13 protein-coding genes and 1 pseudogene are annotated in these 14,505 nt (G+C 61.9%); 8 read left to right on the top strand and 6 right to left on the bottom strand.

What is annotated here, in order from left to right; genetic code table 11:
- Positions 1–132 precede the first annotated feature (132 nt).
- The 6 genes and pseudogenes from cmoB to Q7C20_RS25970 all read right to left on the bottom strand — a co-directional run bounded on the left by cmoB (position 133) and on the right by Q7C20_RS25970 (position 6,262).
- Entirely contained in the window at positions 133–1,089 is a 957-nt protein-coding gene (gene cmoB, locus Q7C20_RS25995) for a tRNA 5-methoxyuridine(34)/uridine 5-oxyacetic acid(34) synthase CmoB (protein ID WP_375071088.1), read from the bottom strand.
- Positions 1,086–1,829: a carboxy-S-adenosyl-L-methionine synthase CmoA gene (cmoA, locus tag Q7C20_RS25990; protein WP_375071087.1), complete on the bottom strand. Its 744-nt coding sequence runs from the start codon at positions 1,827–1,829 to the stop codon at positions 1,086–1,088. Before cmoA ends, cmoB begins: the two co-directional genes overlap by 4 nt.
- A gap of 120 nt (positions 1,830–1,949) precedes the next feature.
- Positions 1,950–2,035 (bottom strand): annotated as a pseudogene (locus tag Q7C20_RS25985) (lysoplasmalogenase); the annotation flags it as partial.
- A 1-nt stretch (position 2,036) separates the two neighbouring features.
- Positions 2,037–2,426, bottom strand: coding sequence for a protease inhibitor I42 family protein (locus Q7C20_RS25980; protein WP_348060871.1), 390 nt, complete (start codon positions 2,424–2,426; stop codon positions 2,037–2,039).
- A gap of 203 nt (positions 2,427–2,629) precedes the next feature.
- The gene (gene lon, locus Q7C20_RS25975) at positions 2,630–5,050 is read right to left on the bottom strand and encodes an endopeptidase La (protein ID WP_375071086.1); all 2,421 of its coding nucleotides are present in this window, start codon (positions 5,048–5,050) and stop codon (positions 2,630–2,632) included.
- A 222-nt stretch (positions 5,051–5,272) separates the two neighbouring features.
- Positions 5,273–6,262 (bottom strand): GntR family transcriptional regulator, encoded by a 990-nt coding sequence (locus Q7C20_RS25970; protein ID WP_375071085.1) that lies wholly within the window; start codon positions 6,260–6,262, stop codon positions 5,273–5,275.
- A 336-nt stretch (positions 6,263–6,598) separates the two neighbouring features.
- On the opposite strand from Q7C20_RS25970, the gene Q7C20_RS25965 reads away from it, so the two are divergent.
- The 8 genes from Q7C20_RS25965 (at position 6,599) to Q7C20_RS25930 (ending at position 14,304) form a co-directional block, all read left to right on the top strand.
- Positions 6,599–7,930, top strand: a complete 1,332-nt coding sequence (locus tag Q7C20_RS25965) for an amidase (RefSeq protein WP_375071084.1) — start codon at positions 6,599–6,601, stop codon at positions 7,928–7,930.
- A gap of 11 nt (positions 7,931–7,941) precedes the next feature.
- Entirely contained in the window at positions 7,942–8,820 is an 879-nt protein-coding gene (locus tag Q7C20_RS25960) for a polysaccharide deacetylase (RefSeq protein WP_003210406.1), read from the top strand.
- Positions 8,821–8,850: 30 nt separating this feature from the next.
- Entirely contained in the window at positions 8,851–10,191 is a 1,341-nt protein-coding gene (locus Q7C20_RS25955) for an MFS transporter (protein WP_348060862.1), read from the top strand.
- A 10-nt stretch (positions 10,192–10,201) separates the two neighbouring features.
- Positions 10,202–10,963, top strand: coding sequence for an SDR family NAD(P)-dependent oxidoreductase (locus Q7C20_RS25950; RefSeq protein WP_375071083.1), 762 nt, complete (start codon positions 10,202–10,204; stop codon positions 10,961–10,963).
- A gap of 138 nt (positions 10,964–11,101) precedes the next feature.
- Positions 11,102–11,851 carry an SDR family NAD(P)-dependent oxidoreductase gene (locus Q7C20_RS25945; protein ID WP_375071082.1) on the top strand — a complete coding sequence of 250 codons (750 nt, stop codon included), beginning with the start codon at positions 11,102–11,104 and terminating at the stop codon, positions 11,849–11,851.
- Positions 11,852–11,864: 13 nt separating this feature from the next.
- Complete coding sequence (locus Q7C20_RS25940; protein ID WP_375071081.1) at positions 11,865–12,161, top strand: hypothetical protein; 297 nt, start codon at positions 11,865–11,867, stop codon at positions 12,159–12,161.
- The gene (locus Q7C20_RS25935) at positions 12,158–13,132 is read left to right on the top strand and encodes a CobW family GTP-binding protein (RefSeq protein WP_375071080.1); all 975 of its coding nucleotides are present in this window, start codon (positions 12,158–12,160) and stop codon (positions 13,130–13,132) included. Before Q7C20_RS25940 ends, Q7C20_RS25935 begins: the two co-directional genes overlap by 4 nt.
- Positions 13,129–14,304 carry a PotD/PotF family extracellular solute-binding protein gene (locus tag Q7C20_RS25930; RefSeq protein ID WP_375071079.1) on the top strand — a complete coding sequence of 392 codons (1,176 nt, stop codon included), beginning with the start codon at positions 13,129–13,131 and terminating at the stop codon, positions 14,302–14,304. The genes Q7C20_RS25935 and Q7C20_RS25930 overlap by 4 nt, the downstream gene beginning before the upstream one ends.
- Positions 14,305–14,505: the final 201 nt, after the last annotated feature.

Here is a 14,505-nt window from a genome sequence, read left to right as displayed (position 1 = left end):
CACATCCATGGGGGGGTGGGGGCTTCCCCCCTTGGGGGGTGGTTCCGCATCAAAATCCCTCCTTCCAACCCCCCCCCCGGCCCCACCCCCCCTCCCACATGTTGATCTCCATTTTTTCAGGGAGACTGGGGGTTATTTTTTGGCAATGACCACCGCCCGCATCGGCGCCGGCAGCCCTTCAATCGTCTTGCTGTGATCGTCCGGGTCGAGGAAATCACTCAGCGACTGAAACTTCATCCAGTCAGTCCCGCGCTGCTCTTCCACGGTGGTCACGCTCACATCCACACAGCGCACATCGTTGAAGCCCGCGCGGCGCAGCCACAGCATCAGCGCCGGCACCGATGGCAGGAACCACACATTACGCATCTGCGCGTAGCGGTCTTCCGGCACCAGCACTTGTTGCTGATCGCCTTCCACCACCAGCGTTTCCAGGACCAACTCGCCGCCTTTGACCAGGCAGTCTTTCAATGCCAGCAAATGCTCGATCGGCGAGCGACGGTGGTAGAACACGCCCATGGAAAACACCGTGTCGAAGCCTTCCATGTTCGGCGGCAGGTCTTCAAACGGAAACGGCAGGTGCCAGGCTTTGGGTTCAGACAAATAGCGCTGCACCGCCTGGAACTGGCAGAAAAACAGCCAGTTCGGGTCCACGCCAATCACGCTGTCGGCACCCGCGCCGAGCATGCGCCACATGTAGTAACCGTTGCCGCAGCCCACGTCGAGGATGCGTTTACCCTTCAAATCCAGGTGCGGCGCAACGCGCGACCACTTCCAGTCCGAGCGCCACTCGGTGTCCACATGCACACCGAACAGGTTAAACGGCCCTTTGCGCCACGGGCTCAGGCCCATCAACGCGGTGTGCATTTGCGCGCGGGTGGCGTCGTTGCAATCGGTGTCGAGCGTAAGGCCATTGAGCAAATCGACTTCGCTGGGCTGGATCTGCGGCAATGCATCCAGCGCGCTCTGCCAGCGCTCCAGGTCGCCATGACCCTTTTCCATCTTGCTATCGAGTTGCGCTTGCAGGCCTTGGGCCCACACGGCCAAAGGAGTGCCCACCATATGGCGGGCGAGGGGGGACAGATCAATCATGGCAAGGCAATCAACGAGGCAAAGTTAAGACACTGGAACCACGGCACGACTTTGGAGAACCCGGCCGCCAACAGGCGTTCGCGGTGTTCTTCGAGGCTGTCGGGCTTCATGACGTTTTCGATGGCGCTGCGCTTCTGGGCGATTTCCAGTTCGCTGTAGCCGTTGGCGCGTTTGAACGCGACGTGCAGGTCGGTGAGCAGCGCATGTTCTTCAGCATCAGTGAAGCGCAGCTTTTCCGAGAGGATCAACGCACCGCCCGGCAGCAGCGACTGGCGGATACGCCCGAGCAGCGCCAGGCGTTCATCGGGGGCGATAAATTGCAGGGTGAAGTTCAGCGCCACCACCGAGGCCGGCTGAAACTGCAGCGCGAGGATATCGCCCTCAATCACCTCAACCGGCAGCAACTCCTGGAACATCGAATCCTGGCCATTCAGGTATTCACGGCAGCGCTCGACCATTGCTGCCGAGTTATCCACAGCAATAACGCGGCAACCGTCGGTGCGCACGTGGCGACGCAAGGCCTGGGTCACCGCGCCCAGTGACGAGCCCAGGTCGTAGAGCAGGCTATTGGGCTGGGCAAACTGCGCCGCGAGTACGCCGAGGTTCTCGACGATGGTCGGGTAACCCGGCACCGAACGTTTGATCATGTCCGGGAACACCCGCACCACGTCCTCGTTAAAGGCGAAGTCCGGCACCTGGGGCAGGGGCTGGGCGAATAGGCGATCGGGTTCTTTGCTCACGGCTGTTCCGGCGACGATGGGGGAAAGGCCGGCATTTTAGCCAATGTGGTGAGGGGATGCGCGGTTTGTCTGATGGAAAGCCGAGGCGGTGATACCCCACTGGCCGAGCCAGTGGGTGGTGATCAACAGGCACAACAGCGCTGCATGGGGGTCAGGCCGTAGATAAAAGTAGCGGCGCCCATCAACGCAAGAATCAGCCAAGGCACTTCAGTTCACCGTAATGGCGCAGTCGAACGTCTCGGCCGGTTCGGCCTCCGGCTCCCACGGTTGCTGGGAGGTCAGGCGCAAGCGGCCCTGGCCGGCAGCGAACGCCTGGAAACGCCAAGTGGACTGGCCGCCGCCACCGATTACACCGGATTCACTGCTGCTATAGACCTCGGGGCTCAACGCGCGCAGCACGCCGCCAGCGGAATCCTGGATAGCCCAGCGGTAACCGGTGGTGGGGTTGCTCGGCAGGGTGAGGATCAGGTTTTGTCCGGTTTTAAGCTGAAGCGGGCAGGCGCCCTGGTCTTCAACGGTGACGTTTTGCTTTGGTGCACTGGCGCACGCAGCCAGCAGGGCAAGGCTCAGGGGGAGAAGAAGGCGGGCAGCGGTCATGGGGGCTCCGTTGATTCACGACGAAGGGCGAGCATAACCGAAGATGAGACAGGGTGTGACAGGCTGGGGTATTGAGGTGGCTGGACCGGCCCCTTCGCGAGCAAGCCCGCTCCCACATTCGAGCGCATTCCAAAGAATGCACTCGGTCAAAATGTGGGAGCGGGCTTGCTCGCGAAGAGGCCAGCTCAGGTACTGAATAACGATCAGAACAACACTTTGGCCACATCAGCAAAGCGCTTGGCAAAGTGCACCGTCATGCCTTCCTTCAAATACTCCGGCAATTCCTCAAAGCTGCCACGGTTCGGCTCCGGCAGGATCAGTTCGTGAATCTTCTGGCGCCGCGCCGCAATCACTTTCTCGCGCACGCCGCCAATCGGCAGCACATGCCCGGTCAACGTCAGCTCGCCAGTCATGGCCACGCCTTTCTTCGGCGGCTGGTTACGCGCCAGCGACAGCAACGCACTGGCCATGGTCACGCCAGCGCTCGGGCCGTCTTTGGGGGTGGCACCTTCCGGCACGTGCAAGTGCACAAAGGCCTCGTCGAAGAATTTCGGATCACCACCAAACGATTTCAAATTCGAGCTGATGTAGCTGTAGGCAATCTCAGCGGACTCTTTCATCACTTCACCCAACTGCCCGGTGAGCTTGAAGCCGCGATTGAGTGTATGAATGCGCGTCGCTTCAATCGGCAAGGTCGCGCCGCCCATGCTGGTCCACGCAAGGCCAGTAATCACGCCGGTGCCGGACAGCACTTGCTCGTTGCGGAACACCGGCATCCCCAGTGAACTTTCCAGGTCCTTGTTGCCGATCTTAATCACCGAGTTCGGCTCATCCAGCAACTTGACCACGGCCTTGCGCACCAGTTTGCCCAACTGTTTCTCCAGTTGGCGCACCCCGGCTTCCCGCGCATAACCGTCGATCAATGCGCGCAGGGCACCGTCGCTGATCGAGAGGCTGTTTTTCGACACGCCGGCTTTATCCAGCTGTTTTGGCCACAGGTGACGCTTGGCGATGGCGACTTTTTCTTCGGTGATATAACCCGACAGGCGAATCACTTCCATGCGGTCCAGCAGCGGGCCGGGGATCGAGTCCAGGGTGTTGGCGGTGCACACGAACAGCACTTTGGACAGGTCCAGGCGCAGGTCCAGGTAGTGATCGAGGAATTCGACGTTCTGTTCCGGGTCGAGGGTTTCCAGCAGCGCCGAGGCGGGGTCGCCCTGGTAGCTCTGGCCCATCTTGTCGATCTCGTCGAGCATGATCACCGGGTTCATCACCTCCACATCCTTCAGCGCCTGCACCAGCTTGCCCGGCATGGCGCCGATGTAGGTGCGGCGGTGGCCCTTGATCTCGGCCTCGTCGCGCATGCCGCCGACGCTGAACCGGTAAAACGGCCGACCGAGGGATTCGGCGATGGATTTGCCCACGCTGGTCTTGCCCACGCCCGGCGGGCCCACCAGCAGCACGATGGAGCCGGCGACTTCGCCTTTGTAAGCACCCACCGCCAGGAACTCGAGGATACGACTCTTGATATCGTCCAGGCCCGCGTGGTGTTTATCCAGCACCTTGCGCGCGTGTTTCAGGTCGAGTTTGTCCTCGCCATACAGGCCCCACGGCACGGCGGTGGCCCAGTCGAGGTAGTTGCGGGTAACCGCGTATTCCGGCGAGCCCGTTTCCAGGATCGACAACTTGTTCAGTTCTTCATCAATGCGCTTTTGCGCCTGGGGCGGCAGCACTTTGCCCACCAGGCGTTGTTCGAACTGTTCGACGTCCGCGCTGCGGTCGTCCTTGGTCAGGCCCAGCTCCTGCTGGATAACCTTGAGCTGTTCCTTGAGGAAAAACTCACGCTGGTGCTCACCGATCTTGCGGTTCACCTCGGCGGAGATTTCCTTTTGCAGGCGCGCGACTTCAACTTCCTTGCGCAGCATCGGCAACACTTTTTCCATGCGTTTGAGCATGGGCACGCAGTCCAGCACTTCCTGCAACTCGTTACCGGTGGCCGAGGTCAACGCGGCGGCGAAGTCGGTGAGCGGCGACGGGTCGTTGGGGCTGAAGCGGTTGAGGTAGTTCTTCAACTCTTCGCTGTACAGCGGGTTGAGCGGCAGCAGTTCCTTGATCGCATTGATCAGCGCCATGCCGTAAGCCTTGACCTCGTCGGTCGGCTGGGTCGGCTGGTGCGGGTATTCGACTTCCACCAAATACGGCGGGCGATGGTGCTTGAGCCAGGTCTTGATGCGCACACGGGTCAGGCCCTGGGCGACGAATTGCAGCTTGCCGTTCTCGCGGCTGGCGTGATGCACCTTCACCAGCGTGCCGTACAGCGGCAGGGCAGAGGTGTCGAAGTGGCGCGGGTCTTCTGGCGGCGTTTCCATGAAAAACAGCGCGAGGGAGTGGTGATCGGACTTGCTCACCAGTTCCAGCGTCTCGGCCCACGGCTCTTCATTGACGATCACCGGCAACACTTGCGCAGGGAAGAACGGGCGGTTGTGGATCGGGATGATATAGACCTTGTCCGGCAGGTTTTGCCCAGGCAGGGCCAGGCCAGTGTTGGACGAAGTGGTTTCAGCGTTTTCGGGGTCAGCGTAATCGTTGAGGTCTAAATCAGGGAATTCTTGCTGGTCGCTCATGGGGCACCTGCATAAGGAAGTATGGAGGTTAGATGGGGCGCAGCAGCAGTGGTTTCAATGGGGGGAGTGAGATAGCAACATATTGCATAAAATTTTCGATAGCACCGCAGAACCAATGTGGGAGCGGGCCTGCTCGCGAATGCGGTGAGTCAGTGACTATATATTTGACTGACCCAGCGCATTCGCGAGCAAGCCCCCTCCCACAGTTGGAATTGAGTGCGGTCAGCTGATTTTGTGCAGGTAGCCTGGCAACGGCTGTTCAGGCAACACCGACAACACCTTCAACCGCTGCAACATGCGCTGCCGTGCCCGCTGCAAATGCTCGCGCAAATTCAACGCCGCCGCGTCAAACGCCCCGTGCAGCAACAGTTCCAGAATCAATCGATGTTCGGCGAGCATGGCCGGATCAGCCCCAATGCCCAGCAAACGGTAAAAAATCCGGCTGATGATCATCGGGCTTTGGCCCTGGCGAATCAGCGCTGCAATCTTGCGGTTTTGCAGGCCGGCCAGGCAGCGTTGGTGCAGGTCTTCTTCGATTTGCTCGATGGCTTCCAGGCTGCACTGCGGGCTGTCCTGGGCATCAAGCACGCGTTGCAGCATGCTTTCGAGCAACTCGCGGTCGAGGTTTGGCGCGCTTTGGCGCAGCGCTTCGGGTTCCAGGCAGGCACGCAGTTCGTAATCTTCGGTGACTTCCCGCGCGGTCAAAGGCCCCGCCAGCCACTGGGAGTAGGGCTCCTTTTCCACCAGGCCCCGGTCGCGCAGGCGCATCAGCGCTTCACGCACCACCGCGCGGCTGACGCCGTAGTGGTCGGCGGCGGCCTGCTCATCCAGACGGTAATGGCCGAAGGCAATGCAGGTGGACAGCGCCGCGCCGATTTCTTCAACGATTCGCTCGCCCAATGGCCGGGTGTCCACCAGTTCATCGTCGCCGTTCAGGCCCAGGTGCGCGTGGCTCAGGGGCAGGCGCAGCGGCTCCATCGCCAGGCCTTCGGGGTTGATCAGGTAGCCCCGGCCATTGAAGCGGCAGATCAGCCCTTCGTCGTGCAGCAGGTCCAGCGCACGACGCACCGGCACGCGGCTGGTGCCGAACAATTCGGCGAGTGGCGCCTCCAGCAACACCAACCCGTGACGGGCGGTGCCGTTGACGATCGCATCCCGCATCACCTTGTGGATCATCGCGTAACGGGAGGCCGAGGCGGACACTGCTTTCATCTGTTTCTCTGGTGGCGGTGGGACGGTAACCGGGGATTCTCTCATAAGTTGCGCCTGTCACCCTGCGCCACGTCGGTGGCACTTTTTTGGGGCCTTGCCCGCAGGAATGTTACTTTTTGCACCAAAATGTACTTATTAATAAAAGATACATTATTTCATTAGAGGCCTGTTCAGGCAGGCGTGTCGAATTTTTTTAGTTCCTGAAAAAGCATCTATCTCGTAGCTCAGGGCTTAAAAGCTTAATGGCGCAGAACACCGCATGAACAGACTGGCACGAAAGCTGCCTTTGTAAAATGTACATTTTATTAATATGTACGTTTTATAAAGGTCAACTCTATGTCAGACGCCACTTCAATGGCCGAGGCGTTCGCCAGCGGTCGCAGCGACCCGGTGCAAGCCCTCGAGCAGGCACTCGACAGCGCACGTCAGTCGCCAGGTGTGTTCATTTCCCTGACCGCCGAGCGTGCCCGTCGCGAAGCCGAAGCCGCTGCCGCCCGTTGGCGCGCCGGCCAGCCCTTGAGTGTGTTCGATGGCGTGCCCCTGGCCTGGAAAGACTTGTTCGATGTCGCCGGCAGCGTGACCACGGCCGGTGCCGCCCACCGCCGCAGCGCGCCGGCTGCCCTGCTCGATGCGCCGTGTGTAGGCCTGCTGTGCCGCGCGGGAATGGTCAGCGTCGGCAAGACCAACCTCAGCGAACTGGCCTATTCCGGCCTGGGCCTGAACCCGCATTTCGGCACGCCGCCTAACCCCCAGGGCACGGATCAGCCGCGCATTCCGGGCGGTTCGTCCTCAGGCTCGGCCGTGGCGGTCGCCGCCGGGATCGTGCCTATCGCCATGGGCACCGACACTGCCGGTTCGATCCGCATCCCTGCGGCCTTCAATGGCCTGGTCGGTTACCGCAGCAGCAGCCGGCGCTACAGCCGCGACGGCGTGTTTCCGCTGGCGCACACCCTCGACAGCCTCGGCCCACTGACCCGCAGCGTGCGCGATGCGCTGGCCATCGATGACCTGCTGCACGGCCGCTCGCATACCCACGTTGCTCGCAGCCTCAAGGGCCAGCGCTTTGTGCTTGAGCGAGGCGCACTGGAAGACATCGAACCCGCCGTGCGCAACAACCTGCTGCGGGCGATGGACCAGTTGAAGGCCGCAGGTGCGCTGATCGACGTGCGTAATAGCCCAACGTTCCAGACCACCCTCAACCTGATCAAATACCAAGGCTGGCTCGGCGCGTTTGAAGCCTTCGCCCTGCACGAAACCCTGCTCGACAGCGGCGATGCCGAGTTGCTCGACCCGCGCGTGCGCCGTCGCCTCGAAGCGGCGCGTGCACTGCCGGCCAGCCAACTGATTCACCTGACCGACGCGCGCCGTCGCCTGCAACAGCAACTGATCGACGACCTCGACGGCGCCCTGCTGATCACCCCAACCGTCGCGCATGTCGCGCCACTGCTGGCCCCCCTGGAAGCCAACGATGACCTGTTCGTGAACACCAACCTCGCCACCCTGCGCCTGACCATGCCCGGCAGTTTTCTCGACATGCCCGGCGTGACCTTGCCCAGTGGCCGCGATGCTCAGGGCTTGCCCACCGGCCTGCTGCTGGGCGCGCCGATGGGGGAGGACGCGCGCCTGTTGCGCGCGGCGTTGTCCGTCGAATCCGTACTCAAATTTTAAGGAGACACACCATGGCTAAAGACATTCTCTGTGCATTTGGCGTCGACGTTGACGCCGTCGCCGGCTGGCTCGGCTCCTACGGCGGCGAAGACTCGCCCGACGACATTTCCCGTGGTTTGTTCGCCGGTGAAATCGGCGCGCCGCGTTTGCTCAAGTTGTTCGAACGCTACGGCCTGCGCACCACCTGGTTTATCCCCGGCCACTCGATGGAAACCTTCCCCGAGCAGATGAAGGCCGTAGCGGATGCCGGTCACGAAATTGGCGTGCACGGCTACAGCCACGAAAACCCGATTGCGATGACTGCCGAACAGGAAGAAATCGTCCTCGATAAATCCATTGAGCTGATCACCCAAGTGACCGGCAAACGCCCCACCGGCTACGTCGCGCCGTGGTGGGAATTCAGCAAGGTGACCAATGAGCTGTTGCTGAAAAAAGGCATCAAGTACGACCACAGCCTGATGCACAACGACTTCCACCCCTACTACGTGCGCAAGGGCGACACCTGGACCAAGATCGACTACAGCCAGCACCCCGACACCTGGATGAAACCCTTGGTGCGCGGTGAAGAAACCGACCTGGTGGAGATCCCGGCCAACTGGTACCTCGATGACCTGCCGCCGATGATGTTCATCAAAAAAGCCCCCAACAGCCACGGCTTCGTCAACCCGCGTCACCTTGAAGAAATGTGGCGCGACCAGTTCGACTGGGTCTACCGCGAACACGAACACGCGGTGTTCACCATGACCATTCACCCCGACGTCTCCGGCCGCCCGCAGGTGCTGTTGATGCTGGAGCGTTTGATCGAACACATCCAGAGCCATGCCGGCGTGCGCTTCGTCACCTTCGACGAAATCGCCGACGACTTTATCCGCCGCCAACCGCGTACCTGACCCTTAGCCCACACCCCCGAGGCGCGATTTATGTCTATCTACAACAAGCTTGACCTGACTGGCTGGAAACCCCGGCAACTGACGTCCCAGGAAGTGCGCTTTGCGACCTGGATCGCGTTTTTTGCCTGGGTGTTTGCGGTGTATGACTTCATCCTCTTCGGCACCTTGCTGCCGGAGATCGGCCGGCACTTTGGCTGGGGTGAAGTGGAACAAGCTGAAATCGCGACCTGGGTGGCAGTGGGCACGGCAGTGGTCGCCTTCGCCATCGGCCCCGTTGTCGATAAATTGGGTCGGCGCAAAGGCATTATTTTCACCGTGGCCGGTTCCGCGCTGTGCTCGGCGCTGACCGCCATTGGCGGGGCGTGGGGCAAGTCGCCGCTGATTCTGATTCGTTCGCTGGGTGGCCTGGGCTATGCCGAGGAGACCGTCAACGCCACGTACCTGAGCGAGCTGTATGGTGCGTCCGAAGACCCGCGCCTGACCAAGCGTCGCGGCTTTATCTACAGCCTGGTGCAGGGTGGCTGGCCGGTGGGCGCGTTGATTGCCGCTGGTTTGACTGCCTTGCTGCTGCCGATCATCGGCTGGCAGGGCTGCTTCATCTTCGCTGCGATCCCGGCCATTGTGATCGCGATCATGGCGCGCAAGCTCAAGGAAAGCCCGCAGTTCCAGATCCATGAGCGCATCAGCCAACTGCGTAAAAGCGGCGCAGTGACCGAAGCGCAAAACGTCGCCGTGACCTACGGCGTGGACTATGACGAACACAGTAAAGCCGGGCTCAAAGCCGCCTTCCGTGGCCCGGCCCGCCGCGCCACGCTGGTGATCGGCGCCGCGCTGTTGCTCAACTGGGCAGCGATCCAGGTGTTCAGCGTGCTCGGCACCTCGGTAATCGTCAGCGTGCACCACATCTCCTTCGAGAACTCGCTGATCATCCTCGTGCTGTCGAACCTGGTGGGGTATTGCGGTTACCTGACCCACGGTTGGATGGGCGACAAGATCGGCCGCCGCAACGTCATCGGCCTCGGCTGGATGCTCGGCGGGCTGTCGTTTGCCGGCATGCTGTTTGGCCCAAGCAACATGCCGACGGTGGTCGGGCTGTACAGCCTGGGCCTGTTTTTCCTGATCGGGCCGTACTCGGCGGCATTGTTCTTTATCAGTGAGAGTTTCCCCACCAGCATCCGCGCCACCGGCGGCGCGATCATCCACGCCATGGGCCCGATTGGCGCGGTGGTCGCAGGTTTTGGCGCAACACAAGTGTTGTCAGCCGGCAGTGACTGGCAGACGGCTGCACTGTGGTTCGGCGCGCTGCCGTGCTTTTTGTCCGGCATGCTGATGTTTGCCGCGCGCCATGTGCGCCCGGAAACTGTTCAGTAAGGAGGTTCAGATGAGCCGTAAAGTTGCCTTGATTACCGGTGCCGCCAGCGGCATCGGCCAAGCGCTCGCCGTGGCCTATGCCCGCGCTGGCGTGGCGGTGGTGGGCGGTTATTATCCGGCTGACCCCCATGACCCGCACACCACCGTTGCCCTGGTGGAAGAGGCGGGCGGTGATTGCCTGATGTTGCCGCTGGACGTGGGTGATACCGCCTCGGTGGACGCGCTGGCCGAAGCCGCCGTGGAGCATTTTGGCCGCCTCGATTACGCCGTGGCCAACGCGGGCCTGCTGCGCCGCGCACCGCTGCTGGAGATGACCGATGAGCTGTGGAACGAGATGCTCAATGTTGACCTGACGGGGGTGATGCGCACCTTCCGCGCGGCGACCCGGCAGATGAAAGAGGGCGGGGCGCTGGTGGCGATTTCGTCGATTGCCGGTGGCGTGTATGGCTGGCAGGAACACAGCCATTACGCAGCGGCGAAGGCGGGTGTGCCGGGGTTGTGCCGGTCGCTGGCGGTGGAGTTAGCGCCATTGGGGATTCGTTGCAATGCGGTGATTCCGGGCTTGATCGAGACGCCGCAGTCATTGGATGCGAAGAACTCGTTGGGGCCGGAAGGCCTGGCCAAGGCGGCGCGTGCGATTCCGCTGGGCCGGGTAGGGCGGGCCGATGAAGTGGCGTCGCTGGTGCAGTTTTTGACCAGTGAAGCGTCGAGCTATTTGACCGGCCAGAGCATCGTCATCGACGGCGGATTAACCGTGCGCTGGCCCGACTGACCGATGCACTCGATCCAAATGTGGGAGGGGGCTTGCTCCCGATAGCGGTGTGTCAGTCACAGATGTCTATCTGAACCACCGCTATCGGGAGCAAGCCCCCTCCCACATTGGATCTGTGTTTGTTTTAGGAGATTTAACATGCCCCAACTGACTAACCGCCGCGCCGTCATCACAGGCGCCGGCAGTGGCATCGGTGCCGCCATCGCCCGCGCTTACGCCACCGAAGGCGCGCGCCTGCTGCTGGCTGACCGCAACGCCGCCAGCCTCGCCGAAACCGCGATCACCTGCCGCAACCTCGGCGCCGAGGTGTTCGAATGCCTGGCCGATGTCGGCACTGTCGAAGGCGCCCAAGCCAGCGTTGACCGCTGCGTCGAGCACTTCGGCGGCATCGACATCCTGGTCAACAATGCCGGCATGCTCACCCAGGCGCGCTGCGTCGATCTGACCCTCGAGATGTGGAACGACATGCTGCGCGTCGACCTCACCAGCGTGTTCGTCGCCAGCCAGCGCGCTCTGCCGCACATGCTCGCGCAGCGCTGGGGGCGGATCATCAATGTGGCCTCGCAACTGGGTATCAAGGGCGGTGCCGAGCTGACCCATTACGCCGCCGCCAAGGCCGGGGTGATTGGCTTTACCAAATCGTTGGCGCTGGAAGTCGCCAAAGACAATGTGCTGGTCAATGCCATTGCGCCCGGCCCGATCGAGACGCCGTTGGTGGAAGGCATCAGCGACGACTGGAAACGCGCCAAGGCCAGGGAACTGCCCCTGGGCCGCTTCGGCCTGGCAGATGAAGTGGCGCCCATCGCCCTGTTGTTGGCCAGTGAGCCGGGCGGCAACCTGTTTGTCGGCCAGACCCTTGGCCCGAACTCCGGCGATGTCATGCCATGAGCGAGGTGTAGCCATGTGCGGACTCTGCGGGCTGCTCGGTGAAGACCTGCACTGGAGCGACCCCTTGGGCGATGAGCTGCCAAGGCGCCGCGAGCGCCTGCGCCGGATCGCGGCGATCAATCAGGTGCTGGCGGTGTTTAGGCTCAAGGTCGAAGACTTTCAAGGCGCGTCGTATCTATTGTTGGGCGCAACCGGCAAGCAAGCATTGGCAAGCGGTCTGGATCAGCTGTGGCAAGCCGCCGAAAGCATGCTCGGGCGCCCGCTGGACCCCCTCGACCCACGCCTGCTGGATCACCTGGAGTCATCATGAGCATCGCCCTTAACGTCATCACCGGCTTTCTCGGCAGTGGCAAGACCACCTTGCTCAAACGCCTGCTGCAGGGTGAAAGCCTGGGCGACACCGCGCTGCTGATCAACGAATTCGGCGACGTCGGTATCGACCATCTGTTGGTGGAAGAAGTCGCGCCGGACACGGTGTTGCTGCCCAGCGGTTGCGTCTGCTGCTCGATTCGCGGCGAGTTGAAAGACGCGCTGCTTGGCCTGCTGCAACGCCGCGAGCGCGGCGAGATTCCAGCTTTCAAACGCGTGATCCTGGAGACCACCGGCCTCGCTGACCCGGCGCCCATCCTCGCCACTCTGAACAACGACGTGCAATTGCGTGGGCGCTTTCATATTGGTCTGGTGATCACCTTGGTCGACGCCAGCCATGCCGAACTGCAAGAACGTCTGCACCCGGAGTGGCTGGCCCAGGTGGCCGCGGCGGATCGCCTGCTGTTGAGCAAGACCGACCTGGAAGGCGAGTGCGAAGCCCTGCGTGCGCACTTGCAGGCGCTCAACGCCGGTACGCCAATCCTCAATACCCATGACATTCACAGCGGCGACCAACTGCTGCTCGGCGAAGGCCTGCGCAGCGCCGAGCCGGCGGTGGAGGTCAGCCGCTGGCAACTCCATCAAACCACCACCGCCACTCATGGCGCGGCGCAAGTGTGCTGCCTGACCTTTGACCGGCCGCTGGACTGGGTGGGGTTCGGGGTGTGGTTGTCGATGCTGCTAAGATGCCACGGCGAACGAATCCTTCGCGTCAAAGGACTGCTCAACGTGAACGCCAGCCTGGCCCCCATCGTCATTCATGGCGTGCAGCACTGCCTGCACGCACCGGTGCACTTGCCCGCGTGGCCGGGCACCGACCGCCAGTCGCGTCTGGTGTTTATCCTACGCGGCCTCGACCCGGCGTTGTTGCGACGCTCCTTTGACGTGTTCTCACGGCGGTTCTCGGCATGATCACCCTTCGCGTCCTCGGGACTTCCGTCACTTTGCTCGAAGCGTTGCGCGTGCGTGCCGAGCAAGAGCTGGGTATTCGCCTGGTGTACCAGGTGCACGATGTCGAACAGGCCCAGCGCATTGCGGTGATGCAGCCTGACAGCTACGACCTCTATGACCAGTGGTTTCACAACGTCGATTTCGTGTGGCCCGCGCGGGCGATTCAGCCTATCGACACGCGGCGCATTGCGCTGTGGCATGAGATCAACGACCTGCCCAAGCGTGGGCGCCTGTCGCCAAATGACCGTCTGGGCAGTGGCAGCGTGCCGAGCGAGCGCCTGTTTGTGCAGCACGATGGCAGCCTCGGCAGCACTGTCACTGAACGCATCAGCATGTTGCCCTTGACCCACAATGCGGACAGTTTTGCGTACCGCCCTGAGCGTTTGCCGGAAGGGTTCAGCCATGGCAATGAAAGCTGGGGCTGGTTGCTCGACCCGGCTTGGCGGGCACGCACCGCGTTGCAGAGTGATGCGGCGATTGGCGCGCTGGATGCCGCGCTGGCGGTGCAGGGCGCGGGGCTGGCGCAGTTCAAGGACGTCGGCAATATGAGCATCGAGGAGATTGATGTGCTCGCCGACATTCTGGTGCGCAAGCAGAAGGAGGGGCACTTTGCGGCGTTCTGGTCGGATGATGAGGAAGCGGCGCAGTTGATGCTCAGCCCCAGCATCGACATTCAGAGTTTGTGGTCGCCGACGTTGATGCGTTTGCACCGTGCGGGGGTGAAGTATCGGCTGGCGGTGCCGCGTGAGGGGTATCGGGCGTGGTTTGGTGGGTTGTCGTTGTCGCGGCATGCTCAGGGGCCTGTGCTGGACGCGGCTTATGCTTATTTGAATTGGTGGTTGTCGGGGTGGCCTGGGGCGGTGATGGCTCGGCAGGGTTATTACATTGGGAACCCGGCGCGTACGCGGGACCATTTGAGCAGTGCTGAGTGGGATTATTGGTATGCCGGGATGGTTGCTCGGGAGGAGTTGCCTGGCAGTGATGGGTTGCCGTTGATTGACGTCGGCGATGTGCGCGATGGGGGGTCTTATGAGCAGCGCATGGGGCACATTGCGGTGTGGAATTCGGTGATGGATGAGCATAACTATCTGGTGCGCAGGTGGGGGGATTTTATGCGGGCTCGGGGTGTTTGATTTGGGTGTATATCCGGGATTTGGGTGATGGCTGATATTGGTTCCGCTCTTACAGCGGGTCACTTTTGGCAAACGCCCCAAAAGTAACCAAAAGGTCTGTGCCCCACCACTCGGCACCTCGCTATGGCTCGGTGTGCCCGCACTCCGGCTTGAATCCGTGGGCCGCCGCGATGGGCCATCCTTGGCCCAGCGCGGCTAACC

The organism is Pseudomonas sp. AMR01 (assembly GCF_041946035.1).
Taxonomy (GTDB): domain Bacteria; phylum Pseudomonadota; class Gammaproteobacteria; order Pseudomonadales; family Pseudomonadaceae; genus Aquipseudomonas; species Aquipseudomonas antarctica_B.
This window is presented reverse-complemented; position numbering and strand designations above follow the sequence as displayed.

What these genes read in the sequence shown, in the direction of transcription:
- cmoB (WP_375071088.1), bottom strand. Translation starts at nt 1,089, where the DNA reads ATGATTGATCTGTCCCCCCTCGCCCGCCATATGGTGGGCACTCCTTTG.
- Q7C20_RS25980 (WP_348060871.1), bottom strand. Translation starts at nt 2,426, where the DNA reads ATGACCGCTGCCCGCCTTCTTCTCCCCCTGAGCCTTGCCCTGCTGGCT.
- lon (WP_375071086.1), bottom strand. Translation starts at nt 5,050, where the DNA reads ATGAGCGACCAGCAAGAATTCCCTGATTTAGACCTCAACGATTACGCT.
- Q7C20_RS25970 (WP_375071085.1), bottom strand. Translation starts at nt 6,262, where the DNA reads ATGAAAGCAGTGTCCGCCTCGGCCTCCCGTTACGCGATGATCCACAAG.
- Q7C20_RS25965 (WP_375071084.1), top strand. Translation starts at nt 6,599, where the DNA reads ATGTCAGACGCCACTTCAATGGCCGAGGCGTTCGCCAGCGGTCGCAGC.
- Q7C20_RS25960 (WP_003210406.1), top strand. Translation starts at nt 7,942, where the DNA reads ATGGCTAAAGACATTCTCTGTGCATTTGGCGTCGACGTTGACGCCGTC.
- Q7C20_RS25955 (WP_348060862.1), top strand. Translation starts at nt 8,851, where the DNA reads ATGTCTATCTACAACAAGCTTGACCTGACTGGCTGGAAACCCCGGCAA.
- Q7C20_RS25950 (WP_375071083.1), top strand. Translation starts at nt 10,202, where the DNA reads ATGAGCCGTAAAGTTGCCTTGATTACCGGTGCCGCCAGCGGCATCGGC.
- Q7C20_RS25945 (WP_375071082.1), top strand. Translation starts at nt 11,102, where the DNA reads ATGCCCCAACTGACTAACCGCCGCGCCGTCATCACAGGCGCCGGCAGT.
- Q7C20_RS25940 (WP_375071081.1), top strand. Translation starts at nt 11,865, where the DNA reads ATGTGCGGACTCTGCGGGCTGCTCGGTGAAGACCTGCACTGGAGCGAC.
- Q7C20_RS25935 (WP_375071080.1), top strand. Translation starts at nt 12,158, where the DNA reads ATGAGCATCGCCCTTAACGTCATCACCGGCTTTCTCGGCAGTGGCAAG.
- Q7C20_RS25930 (WP_375071079.1), top strand. Translation starts at nt 13,129, where the DNA reads ATGATCACCCTTCGCGTCCTCGGGACTTCCGTCACTTTGCTCGAAGCG.